The organism is Ectopseudomonas composti, assembly GCF_900115475.1.
GTDB lineage: Bacteria > Pseudomonadota > Gammaproteobacteria > Pseudomonadales > Pseudomonadaceae > Aquipseudomonas > Aquipseudomonas composti.
The window spans coordinates 761,924-785,417 of sequence record NZ_FOWP01000001.1 but is presented as its reverse complement, the minus strand read 5'-3'; the positions used below and the strand labels follow the sequence as shown (position 1 = coordinate 785,417).

The 23,494-nt window shown below is 63.9% G+C and carries 18 protein-coding genes; 9 read left to right on the top strand and 9 right to left on the bottom strand.

The window, feature by feature from the left end:
* Positions 1-11 precede the first annotated feature (11 nt).
* Entirely contained in the window at positions 12-674 is a 663-nt protein-coding gene (gene yrfG, locus BM059_RS03440; RefSeq protein ID WP_037003758.1) for a GMP/IMP nucleotidase, read from the bottom strand.
* A 123-nt stretch (positions 675-797) separates the two neighbouring features.
* Here yrfG and nudE point away from each other — a divergent pair, with 123 nt between their 5' ends.
* Together nudE and cysQ are read left to right on the top strand one after the other, a co-directional pair.
* A complete protein-coding gene (gene nudE, locus BM059_RS03435) occupies positions 798-1,364 on the top strand; it encodes an ADP compounds hydrolase NudE (protein WP_037003759.1) in 567 nt (188 codons plus the stop codon).
* Positions 1,361-2,179 carry a 3'(2'),5'-bisphosphate nucleotidase CysQ gene (gene cysQ, locus BM059_RS03430; RefSeq protein ID WP_074936720.1) on the top strand — a complete coding sequence of 273 codons (819 nt, stop codon included), beginning with the start codon at positions 1,361-1,363 and terminating at the stop codon, positions 2,177-2,179. Before nudE ends, cysQ begins: the two co-directional genes overlap by 4 nt.
* A gap of 67 nt (positions 2,180-2,246) precedes the next feature.
* On the opposite strand, the gene BM059_RS03425 is transcribed toward cysQ, so the two are convergent.
* From BM059_RS03425 to gshB, 8 genes are all read right to left on the bottom strand, one after another.
* Positions 2,247-4,154 carry a beta-ketoacyl synthase gene (locus BM059_RS03425; RefSeq protein ID WP_074936718.1) on the bottom strand — a complete coding sequence of 636 codons (1,908 nt, stop codon included), beginning with the start codon at positions 4,152-4,154 and terminating at the stop codon, positions 2,247-2,249.
* 304 nt (positions 4,155-4,458) lie between these two features.
* Entirely contained in the window at positions 4,459-5,730 is a 1,272-nt protein-coding gene (locus BM059_RS03420; protein ID WP_037003766.1) for a dihydroorotase, read from the bottom strand.
* Positions 5,730-6,737 carry an aspartate carbamoyltransferase catalytic subunit gene (locus BM059_RS03415; protein WP_017678427.1) on the bottom strand — a complete coding sequence of 336 codons (1,008 nt, stop codon included), beginning with the start codon at positions 6,735-6,737 and terminating at the stop codon, positions 5,730-5,732. Before BM059_RS03415 ends, BM059_RS03420 begins: the two co-directional genes overlap by 1 nt.
* An 11-nt stretch (positions 6,738-6,748) precedes the next feature.
* On the bottom strand, positions 6,749-7,252 hold the full coding sequence (gene pyrR / locus BM059_RS03410; RefSeq protein WP_037003769.1) for a bifunctional pyr operon transcriptional regulator/uracil phosphoribosyltransferase PyrR: 504 nt from the start codon (positions 7,250-7,252) through the stop codon (positions 6,749-6,751).
* A gap of 146 nt (positions 7,253-7,398) precedes the next feature.
* Positions 7,399-7,836 carry a Holliday junction resolvase RuvX gene (ruvX, locus tag BM059_RS03405; RefSeq protein ID WP_088339282.1) on the bottom strand — a complete coding sequence of 146 codons (438 nt, stop codon included), beginning with the start codon at positions 7,834-7,836 and terminating at the stop codon, positions 7,399-7,401.
* Complete coding sequence (locus BM059_RS03400) at positions 7,833-8,402, bottom strand: YqgE/AlgH family protein (protein ID WP_074936716.1); 570 nt, start codon at positions 8,400-8,402, stop codon at positions 7,833-7,835. The genes ruvX and BM059_RS03400 overlap by 4 nt, the downstream gene beginning before the upstream one ends.
* 153 nt (positions 8,403-8,555) lie before the next feature.
* Entirely contained in the window at positions 8,556-9,452 is an 897-nt protein-coding gene (locus BM059_RS03395; RefSeq protein WP_037003773.1) for an energy transducer TonB, read from the bottom strand.
* A gap of 88 nt (positions 9,453-9,540) precedes the next feature.
* Positions 9,541-10,497 (bottom strand): glutathione synthase, encoded by a 957-nt coding sequence (gene gshB / locus BM059_RS03390; protein WP_037003776.1) that lies wholly within the window; start codon positions 10,495-10,497, stop codon positions 9,541-9,543.
* 242 nt (positions 10,498-10,739) lie between these two features.
* On the opposite strand from gshB, the gene pilG reads away from it, so the two are divergent.
* The 7 genes from pilG to BM059_RS03355 all read left to right on the top strand — a co-directional run bounded on the left by pilG (position 10,740) and on the right by BM059_RS03355 (position 23,488).
* On the top strand, positions 10,740-11,147 hold the full coding sequence (gene pilG, locus BM059_RS03385; protein ID WP_003458788.1) for a twitching motility response regulator PilG: 408 nt from the start codon (positions 10,740-10,742) through the stop codon (positions 11,145-11,147).
* 47 nt (positions 11,148-11,194) lie between these two features.
* Positions 11,195-11,560 carry a twitching motility response regulator PilH gene (gene pilH, locus BM059_RS03380; protein ID WP_013713612.1) on the top strand — a complete coding sequence of 122 codons (366 nt, stop codon included), beginning with the start codon at positions 11,195-11,197 and terminating at the stop codon, positions 11,558-11,560.
* Between the two features lie 45 nt (positions 11,561-11,605).
* Positions 11,606-12,145: a chemotaxis protein CheW gene (locus BM059_RS03375; protein WP_061238548.1), complete on the top strand. Its 540-nt coding sequence runs from the start codon at positions 11,606-11,608 to the stop codon at positions 12,143-12,145.
* Between the two features lie 81 nt (positions 12,146-12,226).
* A complete protein-coding gene (locus tag BM059_RS03370; protein ID WP_037003778.1) occupies positions 12,227-14,263 on the top strand; it encodes a methyl-accepting chemotaxis protein in 2,037 nt (678 codons plus the stop codon).
* Positions 14,264-14,323: 60 nt separating this feature from the next.
* Positions 14,324-15,184, top strand: coding sequence for a protein-glutamate O-methyltransferase (locus BM059_RS03365; protein WP_037003832.1), 861 nt, complete (start codon positions 14,324-14,326; stop codon positions 15,182-15,184).
* 25 nt (positions 15,185-15,209) lie between these two features.
* Positions 15,210-22,472: an Hpt domain-containing protein gene (locus BM059_RS03360; RefSeq protein ID WP_074936714.1), complete on the top strand. Its 7,263-nt coding sequence runs from the start codon at positions 15,210-15,212 to the stop codon at positions 22,470-22,472.
* Entirely contained in the window at positions 22,469-23,488 is a 1,020-nt protein-coding gene (locus BM059_RS03355) for a chemotaxis protein CheB (protein ID WP_074936712.1), read from the top strand. The genes BM059_RS03360 and BM059_RS03355 overlap by 4 nt, the downstream gene beginning before the upstream one ends.
* The last annotated feature ends 6 nt before the right edge of the window (positions 23,489-23,494 follow it).

Genomic DNA, 23,494 nt, shown 5'->3' with positions numbered 1-23,494 from the left:
CTTGCATCCAGCTACAGGTTCGTCAGCAACTCCCGGTAGTCCTCCACCGCAGCGAACTCCTCGGTATCCTTCGGCCCAGCCTGGCTGTCCGGCTGGCGTACGGCGAGCAGTTGGGCAACACCGAAACGCCCGGCGCTGCGCAGGATTGGCAGGCTGTCGTCGATGAACAGGGCGCGTGCCGGATCGAAGTCGACGTCCTGGCGCAGGGCGAACCAGAACTGCTGGTCTTCCTTGGGAAAGCCATAGTCGTGGGAGCTGATCAGGCGCTCGAACCAGGGCGCCAACTCGACGCGCTCCAGCTTCAGCGACAGCGAATCGCGGTGCGCGTTGGTGATCAGCACCACGCGTTTTCCGGCCTCGCGCAGGGCGCGCAGAAACAGCTCGGCATCCGCGCGCAGGGCGATCAGGTGAGCGACCTCGCGCTTGAGATCACGGATCGACAGCCGCAGCTCGCGGCTCCAGAAGTCGGTGCAGTACCAGTTCAGCGTACCGGCGTGCTGGCGAAACAGCGGCAGTAGTTCGGCCTGGGCCAGCGCCAGGCTGACGCCATGATGCTCGGCATAGCGCTGCGGCAGGTGGGTGAGCCAGAAGTGGTTGTCGAAGTGCAGGTCGAGCAACGTGCCGTCCATATCCAGCAGGACGGTGTCGATCTGCTGCCAAGGTAATACGGGCATGCTCATCTCTCTGATCGGAAACAATCGTTCCGTGGCCTGTTTCGCCTTGATGCAATCTCGGCCGGGGATAATGCGAAAAGCCGCTGTATGATAACCCGCTCGGTCCCGCCAAGGAGTCGCCTCATGCGCCAAAAGCCCACGGTTCTCGCTCGCGAAATTGTCGCCAGCAGCCGTCTGTTTCGTGTCGAGGAAGTGCAGTTGCGCTTCTCCAATGGCACGGAGCGTACCTATGAGCGGCTGGTCGGCAAGGGCTCCGGCTACGGCGCAGTGATGGTGGTGGCGATGCTCGATTCAGAGCACGCGGTGCTGATCGAGGAGTATTGCGGTGGCACCGATGACTACCAGCTGTCGCTGCCCAAGGGGCTGATCGAACCGGGTGAAGACGTACTGGTGGCGGCCAACCGCGAGCTCAAGGAAGAGGCCGGTTTCGGCGCGCACGAGCTGGAGTACATCACCGAGCTGAGCCTGTCGCCCGGTTATATGAGCCAGAAGATTCAGGTGGTGCTGGCGCGCAATTTGTACGAGGAGCGCCTGCCCGGTGATGAGCCCGAGCCGATGCGGGTCGATCGCATCAGCCTGCGCGAGTTGTCCAGCCTGGCCCAGCACGAACAGTTCAGCGAAGGTCGCGCACTGGCGGCTCTGTACCTGGTGCGTGACCTGCTGACCCAGCGCGGAGAGTACCGCCCGTGAGCCACCCCTTTATTCCCCAGGTGATCGAGTTGGTCCGCACTGCGGGTGCGGCAACGCTGCCGTATTGGCGCAGCGACGTGGCGGTGATGGAGAAGGCCGATGCCTCGCCAGTGACCGCCGCCGACCTGGCCGCGCACCATATCCTGCTCGATGGCCTGCAGGTGCTGGCGCCGGAGGTGCCGGTGCTGTCGGAGGAGGCCGCCGATATCCCGCTGGCCGAGCGTGCCGCCTGGACGCGCTGGTGGCTGGTCGATCCGCTCGATGGCACCAAGGAATTTATCGCCGGCTCCGAAGAGTTCACGGTCAACGTCGCCTTGATCGAACAGGGCCGTGTGGTCTTCGGCGTGGTCGGCATTCCGGCCAATGGTCGCTGCTATTACGGCGGCGCTGGTTTGGGCGCCTGGTGCAGCGACAGGCCGGGCGAGGAGCATTCGATCAGCGTGCGCCTGGCGCCCGCGCAGGGCTTTACCCTGGTGGCCAGCAAGCGCCATTCCAGCCCGGCGCAGGAAACCCTGCTCGCTGGTTTGGCCGCACGTTTCGGTGAGCCAGTGCTGGCCAATATCGGCAGCTCGCTGAAGTTCTGTCTGCTGGCCGAGGGCAACGCCGATTGCTACCCGCGCCTGGCGCCCACCTCGCAGTGGGACACGGCGGCAGCGCAGGGTGTGCTGGAAGGGGCGGGCGGCGAGGTGCTGAATCTGGCTGGCAAACCGCTCGCCTACGAAGCACGAGAATCCTTCCTCAACCCCTCGTTTCTGGCTGTGCCGGCCGCCGCCGAGTGGCGTGGCGAGTTGATCGAGCTGGCGCGGGCGCTTTAATCGTAGGGCGGGTGAAACCCGCCGTGATAGTGGCGGGTTGCACCCGCCCTACGGGAATGCGGCAAACTCAATCGAGCATGTCGCTGTAGCGCGCGTCCTTCTTGAATACCAGTGGCTGGTCGAAGCCCGGCACCTTCACTTCTTCGGTGGTGATGGAGATCGCCTGGTCGTCGATCATGTCGTTGCCGAAGTTGTAGATGATGTCCAGCTTGCCCTGCAGCGCCTGCTGGTCGTAGGCGGCTGCAGCGGCGCGGGTGCCCGCGCGGCGCGCCAGGTAGGCGTCGAAGGCGGCCTGACCGTGACGCTTGCGCAGCATGCGCTCGGCGACGTGCGGGGCCAGCACCAGGGCGCTGGCGTTGTTGCCGCCGAAGCCCTTGGAGTTGATGAAGGCGACATCCAGCGCCTGCTCACCTACTTTGCGGTCTTCGGTAGACAGGCTCAGGTTGTCCTGATGCACGTCGCCAGCGACCGCGTCGATGGTCTTCAAACCCGGCACGATGCCGTACTTGAAGGCGCCGAGGGCGGCGATCACCTGGTCGCCGCTGGCGGTGGCCAGGGAGTGACCGACGAAGGCCTTCACTGCAGTGACCGGCCATTGCTCGATACCGAAGGCCGCCGCGACGCGGTCGAGAATTTCCGACTCGGTAACGCGGTTGGCCGGGGTGCTGGAACCGTGGGCGTGGACGAAGCTGCGGCTGCGCACGGCGTCCAGGCCGAGCAGTTGCACGGCACTGGCTACGGCCTTGGCCACGGTCAGGTAGTTGCCCGGGCCGGGAGCGGAGATGGATTTCTTGAAACCATCGGCATTGATGAACACGTCCGGCACCGCGCCGTGGATATCGGCGCCGAGCTCCAGGGCCAGCTCGTCGTCCATTAGCACCACGAACTGGCAGGCCTCGGCCAGGGTGAAACCGCAGTTGTCACCGAACGGGCGGCTGGCGCGGCGGAAGTCCACCTCGCTCTTGCCTTCGATCTGGCGCAAGCCTTCCTCGGTGGCCAGTGCGCCCATGGCGCCATAACCCTCGATGCACTCTTGGTTGATCGGTGCCTCGCTGCTGCCGACGATCACCACACGCGCCTTGCCCGAGGCGATCTGCTCGATGCCTTTTTGCAGGTTGTAGAGGAAGGTGGCGCAGGCGCCGGTGATGCTGCCGGTGGTGCCGACGCTGCCGAGCACGTAGGCGTTGATGAAGTCGGCCGGCATGGTGTTCAGGCCTAGGGCCAGTTGCTTGGCGGTGACGCGACCACCCTTGAGGCGCGACTGCATCATGCCGCCGAAACCGTTCTCGTCGAGCTGGCTCATGATGCAGCTGGCGAATACGGCGATCTCGTCCGGGGCGACGTGCTGGACGATGCGCTGCCAGTCGATGCCCACCGAGCGCAGGGCGTCGGTGACGCCGACTACGGTCATGGCCAGGCCGCGCGGATGGAAGCGTGCGTTGTACAGCTCGCTCGGCTCGAAACCGCTGGGCAACTGGCCGGCGGATTTCACTGCCAGCGGGCGATAGCTGTCGACCTTGAATTCGCAGCTGTCGTGCAGGGTGACGCGCACCTCGTTGCCTTCGAGCTCTTCGACCGACCAGTTGGCCGGCAGTGGCTCGGGCAGTTGTTTGCGCTGGGTGACGAAGCTCAGGCTGGCGCCGTTGGCGGGGGCGACGCCGATATTCTTCTGCCAGTGGGCTGCGTCCGGATCCAGGTGCTGCTTCTCGATGCGACGCACCAGGGTGCCGGCGAGGATCTGCTTGGCGTAGCGGCTTTCGATCTCGGCCAGGCTCAGCGCCTGGCCGTCCTGATCCTGGTACTGGCCATCGACCACGCGCACCAGCTTCATCATCTGCGCCAGTCCGGCCAGGGTTTCCTGGCGCGCCTGGGGTTGCAGCGACTCTTGCACGGTGCGACGGAAACCATGGTGAAAGGAGCTGCGCCCGGCTGCGTTGTAACCCCCAAAACCTACGATCACAGGTAAGCGCGACATAAATCAGAAGCTCCTGAACAAGGCCAGCGCGACGCCAGGCCGGCGCCTCTGGGCGCGAGCAGGGTCATAGGGCGGTGGCATTTGGAAAATTTCGACTGCCTAACCTGACGTGGATCATGACCGTCGAGTCACTACTTCGTCCAATGTCGTGGCAAGAGCGGGGCGTGTCGCGGATGGGAAGGTCGCCTGGACGTAGGGCGCGCCGTGCGCAACGCGGCCTTCAGCAGTTGGTGCGCGCGGCCTGGGCGGCCCCGCGACACCCTGCGGTGCTGGCGAGCCCGCCGGGTGGCGGGCTCGTGTCGGTTCAGCCCTGGTAGCTGATATGCCCGTCGACCAGGGTGTAGCGCACCGCGCCAGGCAGGCAATGGCCGATGAACGGGCAGTTGCTGCCCTTGGAGTACCACTGCTCACCGGCCACGGTGGAGGCCTGTGCATCGAACAGCACGATATCGGCAGCGCTGCCGACATTCAGGCTGCCAGCCGGCAGGCGCAGGGCGGCGGCCGGGCCGGTGGTCAGGCGCGCCAGCAGCGTCGGCAGGTCCAGCAGGCCGTCCTGCACCAGGCTCAGGGCCAGCGGTAGCAGCAGTTGCACGCTGCTGATGCCCGGCTCGGTGGCGGCGAAGGGCGCCAGCTTGGCGTCGCGTTCGTGCGGTTGGTGGTGGCTGGAGATGGCCGAGATCACTCCGGCTTTCACCGCCTCGCGCAGCCCTTCGCGGTCGGCACGCGAGCGCAGCGGCGGCTGCACGTGATAGAGGCTGGAGAAGTCGATCAGCGCCTCGTCGGTGAGAATCAACTGGTACAGCGCCACATCGGCGGTCACTGGCAGGCCGCGCGCCTGAGCGTTAGCGATCAGCTCGGCGCCACGCGCGCTGGTGATCTGGCTGAAGTGCGCGCGCACGCCGCTCTGTTCCACCAGCAACAGGTCGCGGGCCAGGGCCACGGTTTCGGCGGTTTCCGGGATGCCGGCCAGGCCGAGGAAGCTGGCGGTAGGGCCTTCGTGAGCCAGGCCGCCTTCGGCCAGGTCGGCGTCCTGCGAGTGGAAGATCACCTGCAGGTCGAAGGTGGCCGCATATTCCAGCGCGCGGCGCAGGGTGCGGCTGCTGCGGAAGTTGTCCAGGCCGTTGCCGAAGGCCACACAGCCGGCATCACGCAGCGCCACGAGTTCTGCAAGCTGCTCGCCAGCCAGGCCCTTGCTCAGTGCACCGATGGGAAAGACCTTGGTGTGCCCGGCTTCGCGGGCGCGGTCGAGAATCAGCTCGGCCACCGCCGAGGTATCCAGCACCGGTTTGGTGAACGGCGGGCAGCACAGGCTGGTGACGCCGCCGGCCGCCGCGGCCAGGGTTTCCGTGGCAATGCTGCCCTTGCGGCTGTAGCCCGGCTCGCGCAGGGCCACCGACAGGTCGACCAGGCCGGGCGCAGCGATCAGACCCTGGGCGTCGAGCGTCTTGTCGGCAACGAAGTTGGCCGGCGCCTGGCCGGTGGCGACCAGCTTGCCGCCGTCGATATAGAGGTCGGTGACCTGATCCAGGCCGCTGGCCGGGTCGATCACGCGGGCGCCGAGGATTGCGGTACGCATCAGTTGGCCTCCTCGGCGTTGAGTTGACGTTGGGCGTTCTGCCCGCTCATGGCCATCGACAACACGGCCATGCGGATGGCGATGCCGTAGGTGACCTGGTTGAGAATCACCGACTGCGGGCCGTCGGCCACTGCCGACTCGATCTCCACGCCGCGGTTGATCGGCCCCGGGTGCATCACCAGGGCATCCGGCTTGGCCAGCTTGAGGCGTTGCTCGGTGAGGCCGAACAGGCGGTAGAACTCACCCTCGCTGGGCAGCAGGCCGCCCTGCATGCGCTCGCGTTGCAGGCGTAGCATGATCACCACGTCGACGTCCTTGAGGCCTTCGTTGGCGTCGCTGAATACGCGCACGCCGTAGCTTTGCTCCAGGCCGATGGGCAGCAGGGTCTTCGGCGCGATCACGCGGATGTCCGGGCAGCCGAGGGTTTTCAGCGCCAGCATGTTCGAGCGCGCCACCCGCGAGTGCAGGATGTCGCCGACGATGGCTACCGACAGGTTCTCGAAGTCGCCCTTGTGGCGGCGGATGGTGAGCATGTCGAGCATGCCCTGGGTCGGGTGTGCGTGGCGGCCGTCGCCGCCGTTGATGATCGCCAGGTTCGGGCACACGTGCTCGGCGATGAAGTGCGCGGCGCCGGAGTCGGCATGGCGCACGACGAAAATGTCGGCGGCCATGGCCTCGAGATTGCGCAGAGTGTCGAACAGCGTCTCGCCCTTGCTGGTCGAGCTGGTAGAGACGTTGAGGCTGATGACGTCGGCCGAAAGGCGCTGGGCGGCCAGCTCGAAGGTGGTGCGGGTGCGCGTGGAGTTCTCGAAGAACACGTTGCACACGGTCTTGCCGCGCAGCAGCGGGACTTTCTTCACCGCGCGCGCTCCGACTTCGAGGAAGGAGTCGGCGGTGTCGAGGATTTCGGTCAACAGCTCTCGGGGCAGGCCGTCGAGTGAGAGGAAGTGGCGCAACTGACCTTGATCGTTCAGTTGCAGCGGGCGCTTGGCGGCGAGTGGCGTCATCGCGGAGGGTCTCAGTTGTCGAGCGTCTGGAGTTCGAGGGTCAGTGGCGTGGGGCCGGACAATTTTACCCGCTCGTTGGCTGCCAGCGACAGGGTGGCGCCGACCACGTCGGGGCGGATCGGCAGCTCGCGGGCGTTGAGGTCGAGCAGGCTGACCAGGGTCACGCTGGCCGGGCGGCCGTAGTCGAACAGCTCGTTCAGGGCGGCGCGGATGGTGCGGCCGCTCATCAGTACGTCGTCGATCAGCACCAGGTGCTGGCCTTCGATCTCGAACGGCAACTCGGAGGGTTGCACCTGCGGGTGCAGGCCGTTCTGGGTGAAGTCGTCGCGATAGAAGGACACATCGAGGATGCCCAGTGCGTCATCACGCCCCAGTGCTTGCAGCAGGGCCTGGGCAACCCAGACGCCGCCGGTACGGATGCCGATGAAGCGTGGCTCGCTGATCTGGCGTTGGTTCAGATGCTGGGTCAGTGCGCTGGCCATGGCCGGCAGCAGGTCGTTGGGATTGGGTAGCATGGCGAAACTCCATATATGAACAGCTTCTGAGAGCGTAAGCGAGGCCGCCGAGGCAAGGCAAAAACAGGCGAGGAAGCGCAGTTTACGAGTTGTAAATGAGCATTCCGAGCCTGTTTTTAACGCAGCATCGGCAACGCAGGTAGCTCTCAGCCCGTGCAGTTTTCCTCTAGCCAGCCCTGTAGCAATAAGGCTGCAGCAATGGCATCGACAGGGCGCTCGCGGTAGCCGCCACTCTGGCCTTCCCGCAGGCGTTGGCCCTTGGCCTCGAAGGTGGTCAGGCGTTCGTCGTGGGTATAGGCCGGCAGGTTGAAGCGGCCGTTGAGGCGGCGGGCGAATTTCTCGGCGCGGGCGCTCATCTCGCTGGGTGTGCCGTCCATGTTCAGGGGCAGACCGACCACGACGGCGTCCGGCTGCCACTCCTTGAACAGCGCTTCGACGCGGCTCCAGTCCGGCACGCCATTCTGCGCCTTGAGCACGCACAGCTCACGGGCCTGGCCGGTAATCACCTGGCCAACGGCGACGCCGATCTGCTTGGTGCCGTAGTCGAAGCCCAGCAGCAGGCGCAGTGGTTTGTCGCTCATCAGGCGTGCCCGGCTTGCGAGGTCAGCAGGCTGAGGTTGACGCCCAGGCGCGCGGCTGCGGCATTGAGGCGCTGGTCGAACGGCAGGTCAAAGAGAATGCTGCTGTCGGCGGGGCAGGTCAGCCAGGCGTTGTCGGCCAGTTCGGCCTCCAGTTGTCCGGCATCCCAGCCGGCATAGCCGAGGCTGATCAGGTAGCGGTCCGGGCCGCTGCCGTCGGCGATGGCGAACAGCACGTCCTGCGAGGTGGACAAGCCCAGTTCGCCCAGCTCCAGGGTCGCCTGGAACTGTGGGCCGGCCGGGTGCAGGACGAAGCCGCGGTCGGTCTGTACCGGGCCGCCAGCGAATATTGGCAGGCTACGGCACAGCGCCGCGGGCTCTTCGTCGGGGCGGAGTTGTTCGAGCACATCGGCCAGGTTGAGGCCGTTGGGTTTGTTGATCACCAGGCCCATCGCGCCCTGCTCGTTGTGTTCGACCAGGTAGGTGACGGTCTGCGCGAAGTTCGGATCGTCCATGTGCGGCATGGCGATCAGGAAATGATGCTTGAGCGAGGTGGGAGCTGAATTCTTCATGCCAGCTAGTTTGAAGCGGCAAGCTGCAAGCGACAAGCATCAGCAGAAGAACCTCAGTCACGGTTCCCCGGATTTCATCCGGGCAAGGGGCTGAGCGCCTCTCTTGAGGCTTGCTGGAGGCAGCTTTTCGTCTTGCAACTTGCAGCTGCTCTTTCAGTTACTCGATAACCGGTCGCCGCGTTCGAAGCGCCAGGTGCGGATGATCTCCAGGCGGTCGATATCGGCCAGGTCGCCGGTGAAAGGGGCGTAGGGCGCGGCCAGGCGCACGATGCGCTGGGCTGCCTGATCGAGCACGGCCTGGCCGGAGGATTCCAGCACCTGCACTTCATACAGTGAGCCGTCGCGGTTGATCGATACCAATAGACGCAGGCTGCCGTAGATGCGTTGGCGGCGGGCGTCATCCGGGTAATTGAGATTACCGATGCGCTCGACCTTCTTGCGCCACTCGTCTTTGTACCAGGCGCCCTTGTCGCGCATGGTCGAGGCGGCGTTTAGGCGGTGAATCTTCGGGCGCTTGGCGTACTGCTGGACTTCCTGCGCCAGCTCGGCTTCCAGGCTGGCGATTTCCGCCGAGAGTTGTGCGGAGTCGAACACCGGAGCCGGCCGTGTCTGCGGAACCGGTTTGGCTTCTTCGCGCTTGACCGGGGTTTTCTGCTGTTGCGGTGCGCGCGTGGCAACGGCGGCCTTGGGGGCTTGCTGTTTGGTGGCTGGCGGTTGCGGGGTAGCGGGCGGCGTGACCTTGCGCACTTCGCTGTCCTGGAAGGGCGCCTGCTCGGTCGTCTTCGGCGCTGCGGCATGTTCCAGGGTACCGCTGCCCTGCTGGTTGTCCTGGGCGAGGAAGTCTGCCTCCTTGGGCTTTTCTTCACTCTTGAAGGTGGACAGGGTGATTTCCAGCGTTTTACTGATTTCCGGCGGCGATTCCAGGGTGAAGCCGACGCCAAGGATCAGCGCCACGTGCAGGGCGGCCGCGAGAAACAGGGTGAACCCCAGGCGATCCGCCGGTCGGACGGCGGCGGAGGAGGCGTTCGGTGGGGTGGCTGCTGCGTTCATCGCGTATCGGGTCTGCCTTCGAATGTGGCGCAGTCTGCCGGGTAGCAGTGGGCGCCTGCAAGTTGCAGGCGCCAGGCTGCCACCTGCGTCAAGCTTTTAGCCCGCGCTTGCTGGCAATGCAGTCCATCAGGCGTTCGCCGATACGGGTATCGAAGGCGGCGTCGATCTCGCGGATGCAGGTCGGGCTGGTGACGTTGATTTCGGTAAGATGATCGCCAATCACATCGAGTCCGACGAAGATCAGTCCTTTTTCGCGCAGGGTTGGGCCGATTGCAGCAGCGATCTCACGGTCGCGCTCAGTCAGCGGGCGTGCCTCGCCGCGGCCTCCTGCGGCGAGGTTGCCGCGGGTCTCTCCAGCCGCCGGAATGCGTGCCAGGCAATAGGGTACCGCTTCCCCGTCTATCATCAGGATGCGTTTGTCGCCGTCCTTGATGGCCGGCAGATAGGCCTGAACCATGATTTGCTGGTGACCGTGCAGTGTCAGGGTCTCGAGAATTACCGAAAGATTCGGGTCGCCTGCGCGGTGGCGAAAGATCTGCGAACCGCCCATGCCATCAAGGGGTTTGAGAATGATGTCACGGTGCTCATCAGCAAACTGGCGCACAATGTCGGGGCGCCGACTGACCAGGGTCGGTGGTGTGTATTGGGGAAACTGGGTGGCGAAGAACTTTTCATTGCAGTCGCGCAGGCTCTGCGGCCGATTGACCACCAGTACGCCGTCGCGCTCCGCTTGCTCGAGCAGGTAGGTGGAATAGACGAATTCGTTATCGAAGGGCGGGTCCTTGCGCATCAGGATCACGTCCAGCTCGGCGAGCGGCGTGTCCTGTTCCATGCCTAGGGTGAACCAGCGCTGTGGGTCGTTGAACACTTCCAGCGGTCGCAGACGGGCGCGAGCCTGGCCGCGAGTCTGGTAGAGATCCTGCTGCTCCATATAGAACAGTGACCAGCCGCGTGCTTGAGCGGCCAGCAACATGGCCAGCGAGCTGTCCTTCTTGAAGGAGATACTGGCAATCGGATCCATGACGATCCCGAGACGAAGGCTCATGGGGGTTAACTCTCCGCGAGAATAGAAGGTAGAGGCCGGGTTGGCTGTGCGGTTACAGGCGTCAGGGTGGCGTCGGCCGGGGGCTTGGTCAAGGGTTGGTACGGCCCTGGCAGGCTTATAGATTGCATCTGGAGAGTGTGCTAAAAAGGCCCGACGATTGGGTCAAGCCCCATCGGCGACTGGGCCTCAGGCATACTGATAACGCGAATATAACGACTCACCGAGGCGATGGTAGGGCGAAAATGGAACAGCATTCCGAGGGTTTGAAAGTGATGGTGATCGACGATTCGAAAACGATTCGTCGCACCGCTGAAACTCTGCTGAAAAAAGTGGGTTGTGATGTCATCACCGCGGTCGATGGCTTCGATGCCCTGGCCAAGATTGCCGACACTCACCCCAGCATCATCTTTGTCGACATCATGATGCCGCGTCTCGATGGGTATCAGACCTGTGCCCTGATCAAGAACAACAGTGCCTTCAAATCCACCCCGGTGATCATGCTGTCCTCCAAGGATGGCTTGTTCGACAAGGCCAAGGGGCGCATCGTCGGTTCCGATCAATACCTGACCAAGCCCTTCAGTAAGGAAGAGCTGCTCGGTGCGATCAAGGCCCACGTGCCGGACTTCACCCCGGTGGAACAAGCCTCCTGACGCAGTGGCCTCGCGGCCTCTGCGTCTCTTATGCATTGGGAAACACCATGGCTCGAATTCTGATTGTTGATGACTCCCCGACAGAGATGTACAAGCTGACCGCCATGCTGGAAAAGCACGGTCACCAGGTACTGAAGGCGGAAAACGGCGCCGATGGCGTAGCCCTGGCTCGCCAGGAGAAGCCGGACGCGGTCCTGATGGACATCGTCATGCCCGGCCTCAATGGCTTCCAGGCGACCCGTCAACTGACCAAGGACGCCGAAACCAGCCACATCCCGGTGATCATCGTCACCACCAAGGACCAGGAAACCGACAAGGTCTGGGGCAAGCGCCAGGGTGCCAAGGACTACCTGACCAAGCCGGTCGACGAAGACACCTTGCTGAAAACCCTCAATGCGGTACTGGCCGGCTAATGCCGTGCCGTCCGCGTATTAAATAAGAAGAAGGCCACGGCTGGCATGTCGGACGCGCAGACTCCTTTCCAGATCCTCCTCGAGATCGACCAGCGTTGCCGAGCCCTGGCGGCCGGCTTGCCGTCGCAACAGGCAGCGGTTCAGACCTGGAGCGGTATCGGCTTTCGCATGGGTGAGCGATTCTTCGTCGCGCCGATGGGGGAGGTGGGTGAGGTGCTGCACGAGCCGCGTTACACCCTGCTGCCGGGTGTGAAGGGCTGGGTCAAAGGGGTGGCCAACGTGCGTGGCCGCCTGCTGCCGATCATGGACCTGTGCGGGTTCTTCGGTAATGAACTGTCGCCGCTGCGCAAGCTGCGGCGAATTCTGGTGGTCGATCACCAGGAAATCTTCGCCGGCCTGACGGTCGACGAAGTTTTCGGTATGCAGCATTTCCCCGTGGATGCATTTTCAGAACAACTGCCGCCTCTCGAGGCGAGCATTGCGCCGTTTATCCACGGAGTCTTTCAACGGGAACAGCCCTGGTTGGTGTTCAGCCCTCATGCGCTGACGGCCGATCCGGGCTTTCTCGATGTGTCCTATCAGTAGATTTTCGGTTGGGCCGGCTTTGCCGGCTCTTTGGCGTTACATGGGAACCGTAGTGCGGTCGGTCCAGGCGGGGGCCAGATAATGAAAAAACTCAATGCAGGCAATTTGTTGGTCGGGGCACGTAGTAGCACGCTGATCGCGGCGCTGTTCGTCGTGCTCATCGTCTCCATCGTGCTGTTGTTCGCGAACTTCGCCTACATCAACACCCAGTCCAACTACGATACCGAGTACATCAGTCACTCCGGTGAGCTGCGCGTACTGTCCCAGCGTATCGCCAAGAACGCCACGGAAGCAGCGGCTGGTACTGCCGAAGCCTTCGGTCTGTTGCGCGACGCGCGTAACGACTTCCAGCAGCGCTGGGGCTACCTGACCGATGGTGACGCCAGCAGCGGCTTGCCGCCGGCGCCCGAGTCGGTGCAGGCACAGATGGCTGCGGTGCAGCAGGACTGGGACAGCCTGCGGCAAAACACTGACGCCATTCTCGCCAGTGAGCAGACCGTACTGTCGCTGCACCAGGTAGCCGCCACCCTGGCGGAAACCATCCCGCAGCTGCAGGTCGAGTACGAGGAAGTGGTCGACATCCTGCTGGAAAGCGGTGCGCCGGCTGCCCAGGTTTCCGTGGCCCAGCGTCAGTCGCTGCTCGCCGAACGTATCCTCGGTTCGGTGAACAAGGTACTGGCTGGTGACGAAGACTCGGTACAGGCCGCTGACATGTTCGGTCGCGACGCCAGCCTGTTCGGTCGTGTACTGGCAGCGATGCTCGAAGGCAACGCGGCGATGGAAATCAGCCAGGTGACCGACGAGGAAGCCCTCGAACGTCTGGCCGAGATTTCCGAGCTGTTCGAGTTCGTATCCGGTTCGGTGGACGAGATTCTCGAGACCTCGCCGGAACTGTTCCAGGTGCGTGAATCGGCGAACTCCATCTTCACCGTGTCGCAGACCCTGTTGGACAAGGCATCCGAGCTGGCCAGTGGCTTCGAAGACCTGGCCGACGGTCGTGCCATCAACACCCTGTTCGGCTACGTGCTGGGCGCTCTGGCGCTGGGTTCGATCATCCTCATCGGTCTGGTGATGGTGCGCGAGACCAACCGCCGTCTGGCCGAAACCGCCGAGAAGAACGAACGTAACCAGGCGGCGATTCTGCGTCTGCTCGACGAAATCGCCGACCTCGCCGACGGTGACTTGACCGTAGCCGCGACGGTAACCGAAGACTTCACCGGTGCCATCGCCGACTCCATCAACTATTCCATCGACCAGCTGCGTGACCTGGTAGCCACCATTAACCTGACCGCCGTTCAGGTAGCTGGTGCGGCCCAGGAAACCCAGGCCACGGCGATGCACCTGGCGGAAGCTTCCGAGCACCAGGCGCAGGAAATTGCCGGCGCCTCCGCGGCGATCAACGAAATGGCCGTGTCGATTGACCAGGTATCGGCGAACGCCTCGGAGTCCTCCGCGGTAGCGGAACGTTCCGTAGCCATCGCCAACAAGGGTAACGAAGTCGTACACAACACCATCACCGGCATGGATAACATCCGTGAGCAGATCCAGGACACCTCGAAGCGGATCAAACGCCTCGGTGAATCGTCCCAGGAGATCGGTGACATCGTTAGCCTGATCAACGACATTGCCGACCAGACCAACATCCTCGCACTGAACGCCGCGATCCAGGCGTCCATGGCCGGTGATGCGGGTCGCGGCTTCGCGGTGGTAGCGGACGAGGTACAACGCCTCGCAGAACGTTCCTCGGCGGCGACCAAGCAGATCGAGGCGCTGGTAAAAACCATTCAGACCGACACCAACGAAGCCGTTATCTCCATGGAGCAGACGACCTCCGAAGTGGTACGCGGTGCGCGCCTGGCGCAAGACGCCGGGGTGGCACTGGAAGAGATCGAGAAGGTATCCAAGACCCTCGCGGCTCTCATCCAGAACATCTCCAACGCGGCGCGTCAGCAGGCCTCTTCGGCCGGTCACATTTCCAACACCATGAACGTGATCCAGGAGATCACCTCGCAGACGTCCTCGGGTACCACCGCCACCGCCAAGAGCATTGGTAACCTGGCCAAGATGGCCAGTGAGATGCGCAAGTCGGTGTCCGGCTTCAACTTGCCAGACGCCTGATAAAGGAGCGCGGAGGCTGGCTGCAGCCTTCGCAACATAGCCATGACCCAGGGCGAAGGTATGCAGTCAGCGGGCGTGTGGGCATTGCGCCCGGTGACCGATATGTCGCAAGCCGATTTCCACGACTGGCAGACGCTGCTCGAGGCGCGTACCGGTGTGGTGATCAGCGAGCAGCGGCGCGCCTTTCTGCAGACCAATCTGAGTGCGCGCATGCGCGAACTGGGCGTCACGGATTACGCCAGCTACTACCGTCAGGTCACCGACGGGCCGCGAGGCGCGGTGGAGTGGTCGACCCTGCTGGATCGTCTGACCGTGCAGGAAACCCGCTTCTTCCGTCATCCGCCTTCCTTCGAGGTGCTCTCGCAGTACCTGCAGGAGCGTCTGGAGGCGGGCCTGGGTAAGCCCTGGGAGTTGTGGAGCGTGGGTTGCTCCAGTGGTGAAGAGCCTTATTCGCTGGCGATTCAGGCCGCCGAGATACTGCAGGGCAGCGAACTGCCCGAGCACTTCGCAGTGACTGGGACCGATATCAGTCAGGGCGCGTTGAGCAAGGCCCGCGAGGCGTGCTACGCGGCGCGGCGCCTGGAACAGGTGAGTGACGAGCTGCGCGAGCGCTATTTCATCGCGCAGGCCGATGGACGTTTCAAGGTGGTACCGAGCCTGGCGGCGCGTGTGTGCTGCGCCCGGCTCAATGTGCTGGAGTTGGCCAAGGCGCCAATGTCCGGCATGGATGTGATTTTCTGTCAGAACTTGCTGATCTATTTCCGCCGTTGGCGTCGCCGCGACATCCTCAACCGCCTGGCCGAGAGCCTGGCGCCGGGTGGCCTGCTGGTCGTAGGCGTAGGCGAAGTAGCCGGTTGGCAGCACCCGCAACTGGTGCCGGTCGCCGATGAGCGAGTTCTGGCGTTTACCCGCAAGGGATAAGGCCAAGTTTATGAGTGGAGTGGCTATGGGTGATCGGCATGATTATGTCGCCCTGGAGTGGGTCAAAGGCGAGATCGGGGAAACCCTGAAGCAGGCGCGACAGGCCCTGGAGGCGTTCGTCGAGAACCCGCAGGACCCCACACGCATGCGCTTCTGCCTGACCTACGTGCACCAGGTTCACGGCACTTTGCAGATGGTCGAGTTCTACGGCGCTGCACTGCTCGCCGAAGAAATGGAGCAACTGGCCAAGGCGCTGATGGAAGGCCGCGTGGCCAACCAGGGCGAGGCCCTGGAAGTGCTGATGCAGGCCATCTTGCAACTGCCGGTGTACCTCGACCGCATCCAGACCGCTCGCCGCGACCTGCCCATGGTCGTGCTGCCGCTGCTCAATGACCTGCGCGCCGCGCGCGGCGAGAAGCTGCTGTCGGAAACCAGTCTGTTCTCCCCGGATATGTCAGTGCGCCTGCCGGCGCTGCCCGAAGGCAGCATGGCGCGCCTGCGTACCGCCGAACTGCCGGTGTTGCTGCGCAAACTGCGGCAGATGCTGCAAATGGCGCTGGTCGGGGTGATCCGCAACCAGGACCTGGCCACCAATCTCGGTTACATGGCGCGCGTCTTCGCTCGTCTGGAAAGCCTGTGCAAGGACGCCCCGCTGGGTGGCCTGTGGCAGATCGCTTCCGGCATGGTCGAAGGCCTGGCCAACGGCAGCGTGGTCAACGGCACCTCGGTGCGTACGCTGCTGCGTCAGGTCGACAAGGAGCTCAAGCGCCTGGTCGAACAGGGCGCCGATGGCATCAACCAGTCCGCCCCCGATGAGCTGACCAAGAACCTGCTGTTCTACGTGGCCAAGGCGCCGGCGCAGTCGCCACGTATCCGTGTGCTGAAGGAGCAGTACCGCCTCGATGAAGCGCTGCCCGACAACGAGGTAGTGGACGAAGAACGTGCCCGTTTGGCCGGCCCTGACCGTGACGCCATGCGTTCGGTGGTCGCCGCGCTGTGCGAGGAGCTGGTGCGGGTCAAGGACAGCCTCGACCTGTTCGTCCGCAGCGATCGCAGCCAGCCGGGTGAGCTGGATGCCCTGCTGGCGCCGCTCAAGCAGATCGCCGATACCCTGGCGGTGCTGGGCTTCGGTCAGCCGCGCAAGGTGATTCTCGACCAGATCGACGTGATTCACGGCCTGTCTCTCGGCCAGCGCGAAGCGAACGACGCGGTGCTGATGGATGTCGCCGGTGCGCTGCTGTATGTCGAAGCGACGCTGGCCGGCATGGTCGGCCCGAGCGATGACAGCCAGAACGAGCAGAGCCATCTGCCGACCACCGACGTGGCGCAGATCCATCAGTTGGTCATCAAGGAAGCGCGCAATGGCCTGGAGCAGGCCAAGGACGCGATCATCGAGTTCATCGCCTCGCAGTGGAACCACGAGCACCTGGCTCGCGTACCCGAACTGCTGACGCAGGTCCGCGGCGGCCTGGCGATGATCCCGTTGCAGCGTGCTGCCGATCTGCTCAATGCCTGCAATCGCTACATCCAGGAACAGCTGTTGGCGCGCAAGGCCGTGCCCAACTGGCAGAGCCTGGATACCCTGGCTGACGCGATCACCAGCGTCGAGTACTACCTCGAACGTCTGGCCGAGGACCATGGCACGCAGGGGGATCTGATTCTCGACGTTGCCGAGGAAAGCCTGGAAACCCTGGGTTATCCGCTCAAGGAAAAACCGTCGATCCTCGACCGCATCGAACCGCAGGAAGAAAGCCTGGCACCGCTGGCCGACCCGCTGCAGGAAATCGAGCTGCTGGGCGCCGAGGACGAGCAGCTCGAAGAACCGTTGGGCGAGATCGAGCCGCTAGCGTTCGAACTGGACGAGCCTACTGATGATGTCCTTGCGGATCTGCCGGTGCTGGACGACGAGCCCGAGCAGCCAGCTGCCAGTGAGCCAGCCGACACCTTCACCTTCGAGCTGGACGAGTTCGAAGAGTTGCCCTCGCTGCAGAGCGAAGAGACTGTTGCCGCGCCGCTACTCGATGCCGAGCCGGAGCTTGAGCTCGAGGAGCTGAGCCTGGAGCAACTGGCCGAGCCGTCGCAGTGGGACGAGCTGGAGCTGGCCGAGCTGGAATTGCCGGAAGTCGAGCTGCCCAGCGCGCCGCAGGTGCAGGAACTGGCTGAGGCGCCGGCAGCGGAGAAGCCGCTGTCGATGGCCGATGTGATGGCCGCTCCGGTGCAGGCGATCAACCCGCCTGCAGCCGATGTGCCGCCGAGCCTGCTGCCACCGCCTGCCGATGAAGAGCCGGTTGACGAAGAGCTGCTGGAAGTCTTTGTCGAAGAAGCCGGTGAGGTGCTGGAGACCATTGCCGAGTACCTGCCGCAGTGGCAGGCCAATACTGACAACAAGGACGCGCTGATCGAAGTACGGCGTGCCTTCCACACCCTCAAGGGTAGTGGGCGCATGGTGCGCGCGCTGATCATCGGTGAGCTGGCCTGGTCCATCGAAAACCTGCTTAACCGCGTGCTGGATCGCAGCATCGAGCCGAACCAACCGGTACAGCAGGTGGTACTCGACGTGGTGGCGCTGATGCCGGCGCTGGTCGACGAATTCGCCGCCAAGGCCCAGCGTCAGCGTGACGATGTCGACCTGTTGGCTGCCACCGCACATGCGCTGGCCAAGGGCCTGACACCCCCAAAATCTGACGCCCCGGCCGCCCAGCAGGTAGCCGAGCCCGCGGGCGTTGACGAAGCTACCGAGTTCGTCGAACAGGCCGAGTCGAGCGACAACGATGCGCTCGAAGGCGAACCCCTCGATGGCGAGCCCCTCGACCTGCAACTGCTGGAGATTTTCCGCAATGAGGCGGAAACCCATCTCGATACCCTGGTGGGCTTCCTCGCCGACTGTGCGCAGGAACTCCCTCAGCCGGTAACCGACGATCTGCAGCGTGCCCTGCACACCCTCAAGGGCAGTGCCTATATGGCCGGTATTCTGCCGGTGGCGGAAATCGCCGCACCGCTGGAGAAGCTGGTCAAGGAGTTCAAGACCAACCTGATTCAGGTGGATCTGGCGGCAGCCGAGCTGTTGAGTAGCGCCGAAGGTCTGTTCCGTGTCGGCCTCGACAATCTGGAAAGTCAGCCCCTGGCAGCGATTCCGGGCGCCGAAGCATTTCTGGCGCGCGTTCAGAAGCTGCATCAGGAACGCCTGGCCAGCGCCGAAGACGAGCGCATGGCGCAGAGCGGCGAAAGCCGCGATCCGCAACTGATCGGCATCTTCCTCGCCGAGGGCATGGACATTCTGCTGGACGCCGAGGACCTGCTGCGCAAATGGCGTGAGCATCCGTCCGAGCGTCAGGAGCTGTCAGCGCTGCTGGATGAACTGACTACCCTTGGTCGTGGCGCCGAGATGGCCGAGTTGCCGCAGATCGACGAGCTCTGCGAAGCCCTGCTCGACCTCTATGGCGCGGTCGAGGAAGGCAGCTTGGCGGTCAGTGAGCGCTTCTTCGACGAGGCGGAAAAGGCCCACGAAGCCCTGATCGGCATGATGGATCAGGTCGCTGCGGCCTTGCAGGTCAGCCCGCAACCCGAGCGGGTGCAGGCGCTGCGTGATCTGCTCAGCGAAGCCATCGACCCGGATACCCTGGCCTTGCTGGCTCCGGGTGTCGAGGGCCTGGAAATCATCGAGCTGGACCAGGCAACGGCGGAGCTCGAACAAGCCGAAGCTGGAGCCGAGCCGCTAGCGTTGGGTGAAGAGCCCGTCGAGGCGGAAACCGAACTGGGGTTCGCCCCTGCCGAGGCTGATCTCGATGAAGAAATGGTCGAGATCTTCCTCGAAGAAGCCGTGGACATTCTCGACAGCGCAGGCCAGGCGCTGGAGCGCTGGCTCAGCGAGCCAGACAACACCCTGCCGTTGTCTTCACTGCAGCGCGACTTGCACACCCTCAAGGGTGGCGCGCGCATGGCGGCGATTCGCCCGATTGGTGACCTCGGTCACGAGCTGGAATCGCTTTACGAAGGGCTGGTCGATCGCCGTTACAACTACTCACCGGTATTGGGCAGCCTGCTGCAACAGAGCCATGACCGTCTGGCGCAGATGCTCGATCAGTTGCAGGCGCGCCAGCCGCTGGTCTCCGGTGACGATCTTATCCAGGCGATCCGCCAGTTCCGTCAGGGTGGCGCGCCGCAGAGTCTGTCCGCTGCTGTCGCTCAGATCGAGCCGGAAGCCGATGAACCGCCCGTGGAGGTGATCGAGCCGGAAGCAGAAAGCGTCGAGCTGCCACCGCTGGCCCTGGTCGAAGACGAAATCGTGTTCGATGAAGAGCCGCAGGCCGAGCCTGAGGTCGCGTTGCCGCTGATCGACGACGTCGAGCTGGTAGTGCCCGAAGAAGAGTTACCCGCTCTGGACGAGACTGTTTTCGAGCCCGAGCCCGAGCCCGAGCCCGAGCCCGAGCCCGAGCCACAGAGCACGACGCTGGCCAACTGGCACGATGAGCGTGACCCCGAGCTGGTGGAGATCTTCCTCGAGGAAGGTTTCGACATCATCGACAGCGCCGGTGCCGCTTTGCAGCGCTGGATGGCCAACGTCGACAACAGCCTCGAACTGGAAGCCTTGCAGCGCGATCTGCACACCCTCAAGGGTGGTGCGCGCATGGCCGAAATTCGCGAAATCGGCGATCTGGCCCATGAGCTGGAATTCCTCTACGAAGACCTCGGCGGTGGCCGTCTGCGTGCTAGCCCCGAGTTGTTCACCCTGTTGCAGGCTTGCCACGACCGCCTGGCCGAGATGCTCGAAGCCGTGCGTGGCCAGCGTGTCGTGCCGCAGGGCGAGGCCCTGATCGAAACCATCAAACGTTTCCGTGCTAACCCAGACGAGCAACTGAGCATGCCCTCGGCAGTTCAGCTCAGGGCCGTGGTCGAGCGCGAAGAAGCGGATGAGACCGACAGCGACATTCTCGATATCTTCCTCGAGGAAGGCGATGACCTGCTCGAGGCGATGGAAACGGCCATCGGTCGTTGGGAAGAGCAGCGCGATGACGCCAGTCCCATCGACGAGATGTTGCGCATTTTGCACACCCTCAAGGGCGGTGCGCGCCTGGCCGGGCAGAAGCGCCTTGGTGATCTGAGCCACGATCTGGAGCAGCACCTCAGCGAAGCGCTGCAGCAAGGTGCGCCCTGGCCGGAAAGCCTGTTCCTCGACGTGCAGTCCGGTTTCGAAGGGTTGCAGCAGGAGCTCGATGTCCTGCGTCAGCGGCTCAATGCCAGCTTGGCCGATGAGCCGGCCGCGGCGCCAGTCATCGAGGCCGAGCCCACTCCGCCGACGATCAGCAATCTGCGCAACCCGATCGTTGCCGCCAGTGAAGTACCGACCCAGTTGCAGGCGCCCAAGGTGCTGCCGTTCGTGCAGCGTGCCCAGCAGGCTGCGCAGGAAGCGGCTGCGCGCCGCGCGCCGCAGGAACTGGTCAAGGTGCCGGCCGAGTTGCTCGAGGGCTTGGTCAACCTGGCTGGTGAGACCTCGATCTTCCGTGGCCGTGTCGAACAGCAGGTCAGCGATGTCGGCTTCACGCTGAGCGAGATGGAGGCGACCATCGACCGGGTGCGTGACCAGCTACGTCGCCTCGACACAGAGACCCAGGCGCAGATTCTCAGCCGCTACCAGGCCGAGGCCGAGCGCGTCGGCTACGAGGACTTCGATCCACTGGAAATGGACCGCCACTCGCAGTTACAGCAGCTGTCTCGTGCGCTGTTCGAGTCCGCCTCCGACTTGCTCGACCTGAAGGAAACCTTGGCGGCGAAGAATCGCGACGCCGAAACCCTGCTGCTGCAGCAGGCGCGGGTCAACACCGAGCTGCAGGAAGGTCTGATGCGCACCCGCATGGTGCCGTTCGACCGTCTGGTGCCGCGTCTACGCCGTATCGTGCGTCAGGTAGCGGGTGAGCTGGGCAAACAGGTGGAGTTCGTCGTCGGCAATGCCGACGGGGAAATGGACCGTACCGTGCTCGAGCGCATCGTCGCGCCGCTGGAGCACATGCTGCGTAACGCCGTTGACCACGGTATCGAACTGTCCGATGTTCGCCGCGCTGCTGGCAAGTCGGACACTGGCACCATTCGCCTCAACCTTGGTCGCGAGGGCGGCGATATTGTCCTCACCCTGGATGACGATGGCGGTGGTATTCGCCTCGAGGCCGTGCGGCGCAAGGCCATCGAGCGCGGGCTGATGGATGTCGACAGTGATCTGAGCGATCACGAGGTCCTGCAGTTCATCCTCGAGGCGGGGTTCTCTACTGCCGAGAAGGTCACGCAGATTTCCGGGCGCGGCGTCGGCATGGATGTGGTGCACTCCGAGGTCAAGCAGCTCGGCGGTTCGATGAGCATCGATTCGACCCTGGGCCAGGGCACGCGCTTCACCATTCGCCTGCCGTTCACCGTGTCGGTCAACCGCGCGCTGATGGTGTACTCCGGTGAAGACCTCTATGCCATCCCGCTCAATACCATCGAAGGTATCGTGCGGGTGTCGCCGTTCGAACTGGAAGCCTACTACGCGCCTGACGCGCCGCGCTTCGAGTACGCCGGACAGGCTTACGAACTGAAGTACCTCGGCGATCTGCTGAACAACGGCCAGCATCCGAAGCTGGTAGGCCAGAGCCTGCCGCTGCCGGTGATTTTGGTGCGATCCAGCGAGCACGCCGTGGCGGTGCAGGTAGACAGCCTGGCTGGCTCGCGCGAGATCGTGGTGAAGAGCCTCGGCCCGCAGTTCGCCGGGGTGCATGGTATCTCCGGTGCGACCATCCTCGGTGATGGTCGCGTGGTGGTGATTCTCGACCTGTTGGCGACCATTCGCGTGTTGCACGCGCATCTGCAGAGCCAGCTCGTACCGCGTCTGGCTTCACGTCAGACGACGGCAAACGAGGACGTGGAAGTCGACCGTCCGACACTGGTCATGGTGGTCGACGACTCGGTCACCGTACGCAAGGTCACCAGCCGTCTGCTCGAGCGTAATGGCATGAACGTGGTCACCGCCAAGGATGGTGTGGACGCCATCGCCCAGCTGCAGGAGCACAAGCCTGACATCATGCTTCTGGATATCGAGATGCCGCGCATGGACGGCTTCGAAGTGGCCACCCTTGTGCGCCACGACGAGCGCCTGAAGGACCTGCCGATCATCATGATCACCTCGCGTACTGGTGAGAAACACCGCGAGCGGGCCATGACCATCGGCGTCAACCAGTATCTCGGCAAGCCCTATCAAGAATCCTTGCTGCTCGACACCATTGCACAGTTGGTGGATAGCCACCGGGTCAAACGGACATGACAGACAAATCCGCAGCGCGTATTGCAGTGATCGCCGACACCTCGCTGCAGCGCCATGTGTTGCAGCAGGCCCTGCTCGGTGGCGGCTATCAGGTGGTGCTCAACAGCGACCCGGCGCGCCTCGACGAGGAAGCGTTGGCCGCCTGTGAGACGGATCTGTGGCTGGTGGACCTGGCTCAGTCGGAAGACTCGCCGCTGGTCGACAGCCTGCTGGAGCGCGCCAGCGCGCCGGTGCTGTTCGGTGAAGGGCACGCTCCGGAGCGACATTCGGAAAACTACCCGCGCTGGGAACGCAGCCTGTTTAGCAAGCTTAAGCGCCTGGTTGGCGACCCGACCCAGGCGGTCGGGCCGAGCCTGCAGGCACTGCTCGACGACGCGCAACGCCCGGCACGTCTGGAGCTACCACAAGCGTTGGCCAACACACCGCTGAAAGCTGGCGAGCCTGCGCGGCAGGTATGGCTGCTGGCCGCCTCACTCGGCGGGCCAGCGGCGGTCAAGGCATTTCTCGACGCGCTACCCGGCGGCTTGCCGATAGGCTTCATCTATGCCCAGCATATCGACGCCAGTTTCGAGGCAGCATTACCGCAGGCCGTCGGGCGCCATAGTCAGTGGCACGTCAACGCCGCGCGGCATGGTGACCCGGTGCGCTGCGGGGAAGTGGTGGTGGCGCCGATCATCCGTGAGCTGGGCTTTGCCGACGATGGTGCGATGCAGATCGCCGAACGTGGCTGGCCGGAGCCCTACAGCCCTTCCATCGATCAGATGATGCTCAACCTGGCGCAGCAGTTCGGTGCCCAGTGTGGGGTGATCGCGTTCAGCGGTATGGGCAGCGATGGCAGTGCCGCCGCGGCTTACGTCAAACGCCAGGGCGGGTTGATCTGGACCCAGCGCGCCGACAGCTGCGCCAGCCCGAGCATGCCCGACAGCCTGCGTGAGGGCGGCTACAGCAGTTTCAGCGCCGATCCGCGTGAGCTGGCCGTGGCCCTGGTCAATCACCTCGCCGAACATTGCAGTTGAGGACGT

What these genes read in the sequence shown, in the direction of transcription:
- yrfG (WP_037003758.1), bottom strand. Translation starts at nt 674, where the DNA reads ATGCCCGTATTACCTTGGCAGCAGATCGACACCGTCCTGCTGGATATG.
- nudE (WP_037003759.1), top strand. Translation starts at nt 798, where the DNA reads ATGCGCCAAAAGCCCACGGTTCTCGCTCGCGAAATTGTCGCCAGCAGC.
- BM059_RS03425 (WP_074936718.1), bottom strand. Translation starts at nt 4,154, where the DNA reads ATGTCGCGCTTACCTGTGATCGTAGGTTTTGGGGGTTACAACGCAGCC.
- BM059_RS03420 (WP_037003766.1), bottom strand. Translation starts at nt 5,730, where the DNA reads ATGCGTACCGCAATCCTCGGCGCCCGCGTGATCGACCCGGCCAGCGGC.
- BM059_RS03415 (WP_017678427.1), bottom strand. Translation starts at nt 6,737, where the DNA reads ATGACGCCACTCGCCGCCAAGCGCCCGCTGCAACTGAACGATCAAGGT.
- pyrR (WP_037003769.1), bottom strand. Translation starts at nt 7,252, where the DNA reads ATGCTACCCAATCCCAACGACCTGCTGCCGGCCATGGCCAGCGCACTG.
- BM059_RS03400 (WP_074936716.1), bottom strand. Translation starts at nt 8,402, where the DNA reads ATGAAGAATTCAGCTCCCACCTCGCTCAAGCATCATTTCCTGATCGCC.
- BM059_RS03395 (WP_037003773.1), bottom strand. Translation starts at nt 9,452, where the DNA reads ATGAACGCAGCAGCCACCCCACCGAACGCCTCCTCCGCCGCCGTCCGA.
- gshB (WP_037003776.1), bottom strand. Translation starts at nt 10,497, where the DNA reads ATGAGCCTTCGTCTCGGGATCGTCATGGATCCGATTGCCAGTATCTCC.
- pilG (WP_003458788.1), top strand. Translation starts at nt 10,740, where the DNA reads ATGGAACAGCATTCCGAGGGTTTGAAAGTGATGGTGATCGACGATTCG.
- pilH (WP_013713612.1), top strand. Translation starts at nt 11,195, where the DNA reads ATGGCTCGAATTCTGATTGTTGATGACTCCCCGACAGAGATGTACAAG.
- BM059_RS03375 (WP_061238548.1), top strand. Translation starts at nt 11,606, where the DNA reads ATGTCGGACGCGCAGACTCCTTTCCAGATCCTCCTCGAGATCGACCAG.
- BM059_RS03370 (WP_037003778.1), top strand. Translation starts at nt 12,227, where the DNA reads ATGAAAAAACTCAATGCAGGCAATTTGTTGGTCGGGGCACGTAGTAGC.
- BM059_RS03365 (WP_037003832.1), top strand. Translation starts at nt 14,324, where the DNA reads ATGCAGTCAGCGGGCGTGTGGGCATTGCGCCCGGTGACCGATATGTCG.
- BM059_RS03360 (WP_074936714.1), top strand. Translation starts at nt 15,210, where the DNA reads ATGGGTGATCGGCATGATTATGTCGCCCTGGAGTGGGTCAAAGGCGAG.
- BM059_RS03355 (WP_074936712.1), top strand. Translation starts at nt 22,469, where the DNA reads ATGACAGACAAATCCGCAGCGCGTATTGCAGTGATCGCCGACACCTCG.